General features: G+C 61.1%; 11 protein-coding genes. 4 read left to right on the top strand and 7 right to left on the bottom strand.

Annotation, left to right across the window (positions count from 1 at the left end):
- Positions 1–9: 9 nt before the first annotated feature.
- Together PSH64_RS11625 and PSH64_RS11620 are read left to right on the top strand one after the other, a co-directional pair.
- Entirely contained in the window at positions 10–567 is a 558-nt protein-coding gene (locus tag PSH64_RS11625; protein WP_305480733.1) for a PQQ-dependent catabolism-associated CXXCW motif protein, read from the top strand.
- A gap of 59 nt (positions 568–626) precedes the next feature.
- Entirely contained in the window at positions 627–1,292 is a 666-nt protein-coding gene (locus tag PSH64_RS11620) for a response regulator transcription factor (protein WP_018929713.1), read from the top strand.
- A 119-nt stretch (positions 1,293–1,411) separates the two neighbouring features.
- Here the strand turns inward: PSH64_RS11620 and nahK are convergent, their stop codons facing one another.
- The 6 genes from nahK to PSH64_RS11590 form a co-directional block, all read right to left on the bottom strand.
- Entirely contained in the window at positions 1,412–4,045 is a 2,634-nt protein-coding gene (gene nahK, locus PSH64_RS11615) for a hybrid sensor histidine kinase/response regulator NahK/ErcS' (protein ID WP_181150700.1), read from the bottom strand.
- On the bottom strand, positions 3,975–5,138 hold the full coding sequence (gene nosP / locus PSH64_RS11610; protein ID WP_305480732.1) for a nitric oxide-sensing protein NosP: 1,164 nt from the start codon (positions 5,136–5,138) through the stop codon (positions 3,975–3,977). The genes nahK and nosP overlap by 71 nt, the downstream gene beginning before the upstream one ends.
- Positions 5,139–5,386: 248 nt before the next feature.
- On the bottom strand, positions 5,387–6,571 hold the full coding sequence (locus PSH64_RS11605) for a porin (protein ID WP_305480731.1): 1,185 nt from the start codon (positions 6,569–6,571) through the stop codon (positions 5,387–5,389).
- 208 nt (positions 6,572–6,779) lie between these two features.
- Positions 6,780–7,586, bottom strand: coding sequence for a sulfite exporter TauE/SafE family protein (locus PSH64_RS11600; RefSeq protein ID WP_305480730.1), 807 nt, complete (start codon positions 7,584–7,586; stop codon positions 6,780–6,782).
- Between the two features lie 9 nt (positions 7,587–7,595).
- Entirely contained in the window at positions 7,596–8,840 is a 1,245-nt protein-coding gene (locus tag PSH64_RS11595) for an FAD/NAD(P)-binding oxidoreductase (protein WP_305480729.1), read from the bottom strand.
- A 184-nt stretch (positions 8,841–9,024) separates the two neighbouring features.
- Positions 9,025–9,360, bottom strand: coding sequence for a helix-turn-helix transcriptional regulator (locus PSH64_RS11590; RefSeq protein WP_026331709.1), 336 nt, complete (start codon positions 9,358–9,360; stop codon positions 9,025–9,027).
- A 103-nt stretch (positions 9,361–9,463) separates the two neighbouring features.
- Between PSH64_RS11590 and PSH64_RS11585 the strand changes: the two genes are divergently transcribed.
- Entirely contained in the window at positions 9,464–10,327 is an 864-nt protein-coding gene (locus PSH64_RS11585; protein ID WP_105345572.1) for an MBL fold metallo-hydrolase, read from the top strand.
- A gap of 170 nt (positions 10,328–10,497) precedes the next feature.
- Here PSH64_RS11585 and bkdR read toward each other — a convergent pair whose 3' ends face one another.
- The gene (bkdR, locus tag PSH64_RS11580; protein WP_017339472.1) at positions 10,498–10,986 is read right to left on the bottom strand and encodes a Bkd operon transcriptional regulator BkdR; all 489 of its coding nucleotides are present in this window, start codon (positions 10,984–10,986) and stop codon (positions 10,498–10,500) included.
- A gap of 185 nt (positions 10,987–11,171) precedes the next feature.
- Here bkdR and PSH64_RS11575 point away from each other — a divergent pair, with 185 nt between their 5' ends.
- Positions 11,172–12,407 carry a 3-methyl-2-oxobutanoate dehydrogenase (2-methylpropanoyl-transferring) subunit alpha gene (locus tag PSH64_RS11575; protein WP_305480728.1) on the top strand — a complete coding sequence of 412 codons (1,236 nt, stop codon included), beginning with the start codon at positions 11,172–11,174 and terminating at the stop codon, positions 12,405–12,407.
- Position 12,408 lies beyond the last annotated feature (1 nt).

Genomic DNA, 12,408 nt, shown 5'->3' with positions numbered 1-12,408 from the left:
CTGACCCCCATGCCGCGTGCCCGACGTGTTTTGCTGCGCCCTTCTTTCGCCGCGCTGTCGCTGAGCCTGGTGCTGGGCGCCGCGCAAGCCGAAACAGCGCTGTTCTCCGCCGACGGTTATCGCATCGGCCTGTACCGCAGCCCGACCCCGACCCAGCTCCAGGGCACGAGTATCATCGACACGCCCGGCCTGCAAGATCTGCTCAAGCAAACGCCCCGGCCGGTACTGATCGACGTCTACCGCCGACAATGGCTGCAGGGCCGTTTCATCGAAGACCAGCCCCACGAGAACCTGCCCGGCAGCCATTGGCTGGCCAATACCGGTGACGGCGATCTGACACCCGCCTGGCAAGACTATTTTGCGCGTAACCTGAACACATTGACCGCTGGCGATCCCGCGCAACCGTTGGTCTTTTACTGCCGCTCCGATTGCTGGCTGAGTTGGAACGCGGTAAAACGCGCCGCATCCATGGGCTATAAAACACTGTATTGGTACCGCGACGGTCTGGATGCCTGGCAAGCGGCGAATCTGCCCGTGATACCGGCCCGGCCCGAGCCCTTTCCCTGACCCGAGCGCTTGCGTGTTGTTGCCACACCCTGATCAAAAAAATAATGAGGTGAAAGGCCATGTACAAAATTCTGATTGCCGATGATCACCCGCTGTTTCGCGAAGCCATTCACAACGTCATCAGCGACGGTTTCCCCGGCAGCGAAGTCATGGAAACCGCCGACCTCGACAGCGCGCTGGCCCTGACCCAGGAACACGACGACCTGGACCTGATCCTGCTCGACCTGAACATGCCCGGCATGCACGGCCTCAATGGCCTGATCAACCTGCGCAACGAAGCGCCGACCATTCCGGTGGTGATCGTTTCGGCCGAACAGGACAAGCAGATCGTGCTGCAAGCCATCACCTATGGCGCGGTGGGGTTCATCACCAAATCGTCGCCACGGGTGCAGATGACCGAAGCCATCCAGCAGATTCTCAATGGCAATGTGTACCTGCCGCCGGACATCATCCGCACGCAAAAGAGCGGCGCCAGCCGGCGCATGAGCGAGACCCCGAGCTTCCCGCCGGAGCTGCTCCAGGCGCTGACCCGCAAACAGTTGCTGGTGCTTGAGCGCATGACCAAGGGCGAATCGAACAAACAGATCGCCTACACCCTGGAAATCGCCGAAACCACGGTCAAGGCCCACGTCTCGGCGATCTTGCGCAAACTCAATGTGCACAACCGGGTGCAGGCGATCTTGAGTGCCGGGGATATTGATTTCGGGTCGTATTTGCGGCGCTGAGTTCGCAGACCGAGTCGCCCCCTTCGCGAGCAAGCCCGCTCCCACATTAGATCTGAGTCGACTCGGTCATTGTGGGAGCGGGCTTGCTCGCGAAGAGGCCCTCAAAAACACCAGAAGCCTCAAGGCCTGCCGAGTAGATGACTCATCGCCGTCTTGAGCTTCATCGGCCGCACCGGTTTGTGCATCAGGGTGTGGCCCAGTTCGCGGATCTGTTGTTTGAGTTCATTGCTGTAGTTGGCGGTGATCATCATCGCCGGGATCGCCGAGGCGCGCCGGGCGTTGATGCGGGCCACGGCGTCGACACCGTTCTGCTCGTCATCCAGGTGATAGTCGGCGATCAACAGGTCGGCTTCGGCGTGATAGTTGTCCACTTGCCGCGCCAGGTCTTCCTCCGACAGCGCCGTGACCACCCGACAACCCCAGCCTTCGAGCAAGGTGCGCATCCCGGCGCAAATCGCTGCGTCGTTGTCCAGCACCCACACCCGGGCACCTCGCAGGCGCTCGAGCATCGGTTCACTCATCAATAAATTCGGCAACGCCTTCGGCGCCGTGGCGCTCAAAGGCACTTCGACGGAAAACATCGAGCCCTTGCCCGGCCATGAACGCACGTGAATCCGGTGGCCGAGAATACGGGCGATTTTCTCGACAATCGCCAGACCCAGCCCCAAACCGCGGTCCTGATCCGGGCGTTGCACGTCACCGCGCTTGAACTCCTGAAAAATCTCCTCCAGGCGGTTTTCGGCAATGCCCATGCCGCTGTCCCAGACTTCGATGGTCAGCCGCTGGTGATGGCGCCGGCAGCCGAGCACCACACGTCCGCTGTAGGTATAGCGAATGGCATTGCTCAGCAGATTACGCAGGATCCGCGCGAGCAACTGAATGTCACTGCGCACCAGCGCCGAACACGGGATGAAATGCAGCTCGAGGCCTTCACTGCGGGCCACTTGGGTGTATTCGGCGGCGAGGTTTTCCAGTAATTCGCTGAGGGCGAACGGCGCAATGTCGGCCTTGATCACCCCGGCATCCAGTTTGGAAATGTCCACCAGGGTGCCCAGCAGGTTTTCCACGTCTTCCAGGGAATTGCTGACGTTGCGCACTAGATTCTCGTTGGCCACCGGCTCCCGGCGCTCCAGCAACGCGCTGGTAAACAGCCGCGCGGCATTGAGCGGTTGCAGCAGATCGTGGCTGACGGCGGCGAGAAATTTGGTCTTCGACAGGTTGGCCTGCTCGGCCTCGAGCTTGGCCTCGCGCAAGCGTGATTCCACGCGGCGACGCTCGTCGATTTCGCGCAGCAATTGGTCATTGAGGGTGGTCAGTTCGGTGGTGCGTTCGCGCACCCGCAATTCAAGGTTCTGATAAGCCTGATGCAGCGCCTCGGCGGTGCGGCGGCGCTCGGTGATGTCGCGGATCAACACGAAAATCCCCACCACTTCCCCGCTGGCCAGGCGATTGGGCACGTAGGAGCGCAGCATGTAGCGCTCCTGATTGTTGATGTTGGTTTCGGCGAACTCGAACGTCACGCTTTCGCCGGCCAGGGCCCGGGCCACATAGGCCTCCAGGCGCTGATAGTGCTGCTCGCTGTGCACTTCGCGCAGGCTCTGCCCGAGCATCACGCCCCGGGGCCAGCAGTACCATTCTTCGTAGACTTTGTTGGTGAATTCGTAGACCAGATCGGCATTCAGGTAGGCGATCAGCGCCGGCACATGGTCGGTGATCAGGCGAATCCAGCGCTCGCTTTCGCTGAGGGCTTCGGCGTGTTGATAGCGTTCGGTGATGTCGGTGAAGGTATTGACGAAACCACCTGTGGGCAATGGATGGGTGCGGATTTCCAGGACCCGGCCATCGTACAGGCGCTGCTCGCATTCCTGCACGTACCGCCCGTTGGCATCGCGACTGGCCGGGGTCAGCAGGTTCAGTTCACTGTCGGCGATCACCTCGGCGAACGGCCGATGGGCCGCCACCGGAGCCAGGCCGCTGAGTTCCAGGAAGCGCCGGTTCCACAGTTCCAGAATGCCCTCGGCATTGACCATCGCCACCCCTTGGGACAGGTTGTCGACCGCCCGTTGCAGCAGGTGCGACTTCTGCGCCACGGCCTGCTCGCGGCGCAGGGTTTCGCTGAGTTTGACGTCGGTAATGTCGGTGAACAGGATCACCCGCCCGCCTTCCTGGGTCGGCCGTTCACTGACTTGCAGCCAGCGCCCGTTATGCAGGCGGTAGAGCAGGTTTTCGTCGGCATGCCCCCGGGGTTCTTCGCTGAACAGCCCGGTCGAGGTCATCAAGCGTTTGACCTCGCGCAGGCGCATCCCGGCGTTGATCCGCACCCGGCTGTTGCCCCAGAACGCCTTGAAGCGGCTGTTGAACAGCACGATCCGCTGCTCGGCGTCGAACAGCACAAAGGCGTCGGAGATGCTTTCGATGGCGTCGATCAAGTGTTGGTGGGCGGTTTCGGCCCGCAGCCGCGCTTCGCTGAGCAAGTGATTGCCGGCCTTGAGTTCGGCCATGGCCTGGTTCAAGGCATCGGTGCGCTCACGCACCTGCTCGGCCAGCACTACCGAATGCTGGAACGCCGCATACGGGTCGTTGCCCCGGGTGATGCCGGACTCGATGCGCTCGATCAGCGCGCCATTGATGCGCTGCAGTTTGTGGTTTTCGTGGCGCAGGCTGGCGATCTGCGCCTGAAGGTCAGCGCTGTCCAGGGGAGCGTCCTCGGGCAATGGCAACCCCGGTGAAGGTCTGGTTGATGTGCATGCCATTGAACTGTTCTCCGTAGGTATTGAAACCCATCACCCGTTGCTCCCGCAGGAACGCGCCGATCTGCTCGAGACTGCCGGCATCTTCCAGTTCCAGGCGCCTGAGAAAACAGTCGCAGCCGATGGTCAGCAACAGGTCGCCGAGACGTTCCTGTAAACCGTCGAACAGGTTTTGCAGGTTCGGCAGCATGGGGCCGGGGCGCATGACGGTAAGGACGATGCCGTTTTCCACCGCGCAATAGAAACTCAGGCTCAGGTCCGGATGAACCTGCTGGATCGCCCGCACGTAATACTGATCGTTGATCCGCACCGCCAACGGGTGCGCGGCAAAGACTCGGTAATCGAGGTCGGCCACCGCGACACCGATGTGCCGGGCGTACTCTTCGGCGGCGGGTTCGGCGTTGAGTTCGAATACCCGGCGCGAGGCGCTGTCGGCGGCGGTGACCACCAGTTTTTCGGCCCGGGGCAGGATGTGGTGGGTGGTGAACACTTCGAAGTCCAGCCAGGTATTGACCAGCACCACCACCGCCGCGCCGCTGTGAAACTCGCCGCCGAAATACACGTGGGTGTGGGTCAGGTAATTGTCGTCGCCAGCCGAACCGCCGAAATGCGGAATATCGCCCAACGCCGCGCTCAAGGCAGCGAGCACCATTTCTTCACGACTGGACAAGCCATCGAGCAGGGTCAGGGCAAAGCTGTTGCCCTTGATCGGCGCCAGGGTGTTGCTGCGACAACCACTGACCAGACGCTCGACCATTTGCTGGGCATCGATCAGGCTGAAATGCTCCATCTCGTCGATCAGTTCGGTGGAGATGGAAAAGTGTCGATGATCGAAACCCACGGCCGTCACGCAACTACGGCCATAACCTTGGGGGGTGATTTCGCCGGCACTGGTGCAGCCCACCAGGCGAATGCCGCCGAAGCTCTGTTGCAACGCCTGGCCCAGCGCCTGCAAGTCGTACTCGGCGGAACAGAAGAACAGCACGAAGCCCAAATGCGGGTGCAAAAGTTGTCGCGCCAGATCCTGCGCCGCTTGCTGGGCATCGATGGCCTGGGACATGGCACTGACCACACCGTCACTCTGAACCTGCTGCATCGTCGCCCCTCGCCTGTATGAGGCTCGAGTGTACGAAGCCTGCCGGCGGTGACGAATGCTACTTGGGTAGCGGGTGGGTGGTTCGATGGGATGAGAGGACGACAATATCTACAGAACACCACAAATCCCCTGTGGGAGCGGGCTTGCTCGCGAAAGCGCAGTGTCAGGCAACATAATAGTTGACTGGAAGGCCGCTTTCGCGAGCAAGCCCGCTCCCACATTGGATCTGCGTTGTGGCGACTGCGGGGTTACCAGGTCAACACCGCCCCCACCGCAAACGTATCGGTGTTCTCATTCTGGGCGCTGGTGTCGTGACCGTTGATTTCAAACTGGTTGTACTCGGCCACCAGCTTGAGGTTGTCGTTGACGTCATGGAACAGCGCAACGCCGCGAGTCTCGTAATCGGCACCGCTGCCCACCACGCCGTTGCCGTCGTCCTTGGTCTTGCCATAAGACAAGGCCAGACGGTTCTTGCCCAGTTTGTAGGAGCCCTGCAACAGGTAGCCGTCGCTGTCGACATTGCGCAGGGTCGGCTCGCCGGCGTTGTTGGTGAAGAACGGGTTGATGCCTTTGGCCTGGAAACCGGAACCGGTCAGCGACAGCCCGCCCATCTTCGCCTGCACGCCATAGCCGACGCCTTTGGAGGTGACGGACCCGACGCTGGAATCGGTGTTATCCGATGTCTGGTAGCTGCCATTGAGCCAGCTGTAAATCTTCGCCCCGCCGAGGTCGAACTGATAGGTGATCTCGCTCTCGGTGCGCGGGTTCTCCTGGTACGCCTTGCCGGTTGCGCTGCTGTCGTTGGTGTCGACCGGGTCCATGATCCCCACCGCCACCCGCAAGCCGTCCATGATCGGGGTGCGATAGGTAATCTGCGAGGTCGGGAACGGGTACGGATAACCGCTGCCGATGTTGCCGAACGACACCCCGCCGCCGTCCACCAGGCCCAACGTATCGCTGACCTGCCCATAACCGGCCAGCAGTTCGTCGAGCAGGATGTTGGAGCGGGCAAACAGGCCGAAATCCTTGCCGATCAGCACCTCGCCCCACTCCGGGTTGGCCACTGTGCCGTAGAACTGCCGCACGTCGATGGCGGTGTCGGTACCGTTGGTTTCGCTGTCGTTGATGGTCACCCAGAACGAGGCGCGGGCGCCGAGCTTGAGGTCATCGACCTGCTTGCCCATGTTGAAACCCAGATAGTTAGGTAAAAAACCCATCTTCACCCGCGCCTGGCGCCGGTCGTACTGATCGCCGGCCCGGTCCACGTCGCTGTTCACATAGAAGGCGTTGATGTAGCCATCGGTAGAGAACGTGGTCTGGTCCTTGTCGTACAGCATGATCTCGGCCTGGGCGATTGAGCTCAGGCCCAGGGATGACAGACTAACGATGAAAGCCGGCAAGAAACGATGCTTGAAGTTCTTATTGTTGTGCATGACGCGCTCCGCTACGGGGACTTGATGTCGGAGGCGATTATCGAAAGCGGACAGGCGGCGTCATACGCTGCCTTGGGGGCGGTTGTCAGATGCTTTGGACTGGCCGGTGGCGCGCGGCAAATTCGGTGTAAGACCACCCGCCGGCCAGGCCCGGAACTTAGGGTGTAAGCCTGTGGCCCCCACAGGCGTCCACAGGAACCGGTGCGCGCTAGGCGAGCGCTCTAAACAGCATGTAAACAGCGACCACCACGCAGACACTGGCGAAGCCCATCTGCAACCCTCGGGCTGGCACCCGCGCACAGAGTTTCCGGCCGAGGATCATCCCGACGATGCTGGCGACAATGAACGACACGCCCAAACCATCGATCCGTACCCCGGCGTGAAACGCGCCGATCACCCCGATGATCGAAATCAGGCTGATCACCATCAACGACGTGGCGACGATCCCGCGCATCTGCACATCGGTCAGTTGCTTGAACGCCGGCACTATCAGAAAACCGCCACCGACCCCGAGCAGCCCCGAGACAACGCCGGTCACCGCGCCGAGGGCTGCGAGGGTCGCGGTGCATTTGGCGGTCCAGGAAAAACGCCCGGTCTGCTGATCGAGCATGCAATTTTTCTGGCCCCAATTGGCATGGCCGTGATCGCTGGGACCGTCGTCGAGCTTTTCCGGGCGCAGCATCCGCCAGGCCACCATGATCATCAGCAAGCTGAACAGCACCTTCAGAATCTTTTCCGGCAACTGATGGGCGAAGTAGATACCCACCGGCGCAAACACCGCGCCGAGCAAAGCAATCAACAGCGCCGCGCGATAGCGCACCAGGCCATGGCGCAGACCGTCGACCGCACCGATCGCCGCCGCACTGCCCACCGCGAACAACGCGACCGGCGCCGCCTGGGTCATGGTCAGACCCAGCCCGAGCACCAGGGCCGGCACGGCAAGAATACCGCCACCGGCGCCAGTCAAACCAAGCACCAGGCCCATGAGCACACCGAAAAAACTGGCCAGCAACATAGGATTCTCTCAATCAACCTTGGACAGATGGGTCAGCCATTCGCGACCCTTGAGCAGGCCATTCCAATAGAACCACGGCAACAGGGTCGCCTTGAGAAACCAGGCCGAACGGCGCGGCACCGTCGGGTCGAGGGGAAAGGTCGGCAGCAACTTACCGGCATAACCGAACTCGGCGAGAATCACCTTGCCCTTCTCCACCGTCAGCGGGCAGGAACCGTAGCCGTCGTACTTGAGCGGCAACGGCTGCTGCTTGCGCAGGGCCAGCAGGTTTTGCGCCACCACCACGATCTGCTTGCGCGCAGCGGCGGCGGTTTTCGCGTTGCTGGTGGAGCAGACATCGCCCAACGCGAAGACATCCGGATAGCGCACGTGTTGCAGGCTGTGCGGGTTCACTTCGCACCAGCCGGCGGCGTCGGCCAACGGGCCTTGGCGGATGAAATCCGGCGAGACCTGAGGCGGCACGACGTGCAACAGGTCGAAGGTTTTTTCCTGCAGGGTCACGACGCCCGCAGCATCCTTGACCTCGAACCAGGCGGTTTTCGCCGGCCCGTCAACCTTGACCAGATTGGAATTGAAGGCCAGCCGGGCGTTGTACTTTTCGATGTACTTCATGAGCGGCGGCACAAACGTCGCCACACCGAACAATGCCGCGCCGGCCAGATTGAACTCGACGTCGAACCTGTTCAAAACACCGGTTTTGCGCCAGTGATCGCAGGACAAGTACAAGGCTTTCTGCGGTGCACCGGCGCATTTGATCGGCATCGCCGGCTGGGTGAAGATCGCCTTGCCGCCGCGCAATCCCTGGACCAGCTCCCATGTGTAGGCCGCGTGCTGATAGCTGTAATTGGAGGTCACGCCGTTCCGGCCGAGGGTGTCCTGCAGGCCTTCGATCTTCTCCCAGGCCAGGCGCAAGCCAGGGCAAACGACAAGGTTCTGATAACCGACGGTGCGGCCATCGTCGAGGGTCAGCTGTTGGCTGTCCGGGGCGATGTCGGTCACGGATGCCTGCAACCAGGTGGCCTGACGCGGCATCACCGAGGACATCGGACGCGCGGTGTTTTTCACCGTGTAAGCACCTCCGCCCACCAGCGTCCATGCCGGCTGGTAGTAATGCTGGCTGGCGGGTTCGATGACGGTGATGTTCAAGCCCGGATCGCGTTTCAGCAGGCTGGCCACCAGGCCAATGCCGGCGGTCCCGCCGCCGATTACCACAATGTCGGCACTGATGGATGGGCCCCAGTGTTGATCGTTCATCATTCATTCCTTGTTGTTGCACGCATGGCGCCGGGTTCAGCCCTGATGCCAGTCAGTTAAGTGCAATCCATGTGGGAACGGGCTTGCTCGCGAAAGCGGTGTGTCAGGCAACATCGATGTTGACTGTGCCGCCGTCTTCGCGAGCAAGCCCGCTCCCACATGAGATTTGCACTTGGCATCAGGTTCAGCCCCAGCTTTTCAGCACCGCTCCGCAGTACAACCCGGACAGCGTCTTCATCACCTGAATCACTTCGTGACTGGCTAAACCATAGAATATGTACTTGCCTTCACGACGGGTCGCGACCAATCCCTCGTCGCGCAGGATGCCCAGCTGTTGGGACAGTGTGGGCTGGCGCACGCCGGTCATTTTCTCCAGCTCGCCGACATTGCGCTCGCCCTGGGTCAGCTGGCAGAGAATCAGCAAGCGGTCCTCGTTGGCCAGGGCCTTGAGCAGTGCGCACGCCTTGGAGGCCGAGGCCCGGAGTTGGGCGACTTCACATTCGGTCAGACTGGATTGCATTTGCAGGATGCCTTCAACGTCACTTAAGCTGCGGACATTATGTTTAAACATAAAGTGTTGCAACCGGTTATTTTCCTCCTGCCCTTTCCACAGGTTCATGCCCATGTCTGCGCTGATTGAAGCCTTCCTCGACCCCGCATCGTCGACCTACAGCTACGTGATCTACGAGCACGATGGCGGGCACTGCGCGATTGTCGACCCGGTGCTCGATTACAACGCCGCCGCCGGGCGTACTTCGACCGTCCAGGCCGACAAGATCATCGCCTTCGTTCGCCAACACCAGTTGCAGGTGCAATGGCTGCTGGAAACCCATGCCCATGCCGACCACCTGTCGGCCGCGCCGTATCTGCGTCGGGAACTGGGGGGCAAGATTGCGATTGGTGAGTCGATCAGCAAGGTTCAGGGGGTGTTCAAGACACTGTTCAACCTCGAACCGGGATTTAGTGTCGATGGTTCACAGTTCGATCACCTGTTCGCCCCGGACGAGTCATTCCGCATTGGCAACCTCAAGGCCACGGCCCTGCATGTGCCCGGGCATACCCCGGCGGACATGGCTTATTTGATCGACGGCGACGTGATTCTGGTGGGCGACACGCTGTTCATGCCGGACGTCGGCACCGCGCGCTGCGACTTCCCTGGCGGCAACGCCCACCAGATGTTTGCCTCGATCCGCAAACTGCTGGCCTTCCCCGCCAGCGTGCGTCTCTTCGTCTGCCACGATTACCCCCCCGAGGGCCGCGCCCCGCAATGCCAGAGTACGGTTGGCGAGCAGCGCAAAAGCAACATTCATATCCACGATGGTATTGATGAGGCCGCCTTCGTCGCCATGCGTACCCAGCGTGACGCCGGATTGGACATGCCGACACTGCTGTTGCCAGCGATTCAGGTGAATGTGCGGGCGGGGAATTTGCCACCGGCGGAAGATAATGGCGTCACTTACCTGAAGATCCCCCTGAACCAACTCTAGCCCCGTAGCAGCTGTCGAGCACCGCGAGGCAGCGTTCGGCGGCGCAGCCGTCGTAATCCATCCAACGCGGTTTACCTGAAAGAACGCGGTTGCAGGTTTTGCGACGGCTGCGCCGCCGAACGCTGCCTCGCGGTGCTCGACAGCTGCTACGGCCGCTACAGCCGCGATCTTCAATTGGCCAGAGTCAGACCATTCGCCGGCAACGGCAACGCCGTCTTGTAGCGCACTTGCTTGAGCGCAAAGCTCGAACGGATGTTCGCCACCCCCGGCACCTTGGTCAGAAAGTCCATCATGAACCGCTCCAGGGACTGAATGGTCGGTACCAGCACGCGGATCAAATAGTCCGGGTCGCCGGCCATCAAATAGCACTCCATCACTTCAGGGCGATCCGAAATCGCCTCTTCGAAATGCTGCAGCGCCTCCTCCACCTGTTTCTCCAGGCTGACGTGAATGAACACATTCACATGCAACCCCAGCAGATCGGCATCCAGCAGGGTTACCTGCTCGCGAATCAGCCCCAATTCTTCCATCGCCTTGACCCGATTGAAGCACGGCGTCGGCGACAGGTTCACCGAGCGCGCCAGGTCGGCGTTGGTGATGCGCGCGTTCTCCTGAAGGCTGTTGAGAATGCCGATGTCGGTACGGTCCAGTTTGCGCATGAGACAAAAACACCTGTTTTTTATGTTTATGCAGATTTTTTATCCTCAAATGACCTCCAGCGCAACGAAACACAGAGAAATATTCTTCTTGGCCCGGCCTATGATTGTTGTAGGACAAGAATTCTTTTACCGAAGAATGACTGCCAGCTCACTACAAGAAATTCACAAGATCGAGCGTAGAAGCCATGAACCAAGCGTACGAACCGCTGCGCCTGCACGTTCCCGAACCCTCGGGCCGCCCGGGGTGCAAAACCGACTTTTCCTACCTGCATCTGACCGATGCCGGCTTGGTGCGCAAACCCCCAATCGACGTAGAACCGGCCGACACCGCTGATCTGGCCAGGGGCCTGATTCGCGTGCTCGACGACCAGGGCAATGCCCTGGGCCCATGGGCTGAAGGCGTACCCGTCGAGATCCTGCGCAAAGGCATGCGCGCCATGCTCAAGACGCGGATCTACGACAACCGCATGGTGGTCGCCCAGCGCCAGAAAAAAATGTCGTTCTACATGCAGAGCCTCGGCGAAGAAGCCATCGGCAGCGCCCAGGCCCTGGCCCTGAACATCGACGACATGTGCTTCCCCACCTACCGCCAGCAAAGCATCCTGATGGCTCGCGAAGTGCCGCTGGTGGACCTGATCTGCCAACTGCTGTCCAACGAGCGCGATCCGCTCAAGGGCCGCCAGTTGCCGATCATGTACTCGGTCAAGGAAGCCGGTTTTTTCACCATTTCCGGCAACCTCGCCACCCAATTCATCCAGGCGGTGGGCTGGGGCATGGCCTCGGCGATCAAGGGCGACACCAAAATCGCCTCGGCCTGGATCGGCGACGGCGCCACCGCTGAATCGGATTTCCACACCGCCCTCACCTTCGCCCACGTGTACCGTGCGCCGGTGATCCTCAACGTGGTCAACAACCAGTGGGCGATCTCGACGTTCCAGGCGATTGCCGGCGGTGAAGCCACCACCTTTGCCGGACGCGGCGTCGGTTGCGGCATTGCCTCCCTGCGGGTCGACGGCAACGACTTCATCGCGGTTTATGCCGCCTCTGCCTGGGCCGCCGAACGGGCCCGACGCAACCTCGGCCCGACCATGATCGAATGGGTCACCTACCGCGCCGGCCCGCACTCGACCTCCGATGATCCATCCAAATACCGTCCCGCCGACGACTGGAGTCACTTCCCGTTGGGTGACCCGATTGCGCGCCTCAAGCAGCACCTGATCAAAATCGGTCAGTGGTCCGAAGAGGAACACGCCGCTGTCAGTGCCGAACTGGAAGCCGAAGTGATCGCCGCGCAGAAAGAAGCCGAGCAGTACGGCACCCTCGCCGGCGGCCAGATTCCGAGCGCCGCGACCATGTTCGAAGACGTCTACAAAGAGATGCCGGAGCACTTGAAGCGCCAGCGTCAGGAGTTGGGGATCTGAC

The organism is Pseudomonas sp. FP1742 (assembly GCF_030687145.1).
In the GTDB taxonomy this organism is placed as follows: domain Bacteria; phylum Pseudomonadota; class Gammaproteobacteria; order Pseudomonadales; family Pseudomonadaceae; genus Aquipseudomonas; species Aquipseudomonas frederiksbergensis_D.
This window is presented reverse-complemented; position numbering and strand designations above follow the sequence as displayed.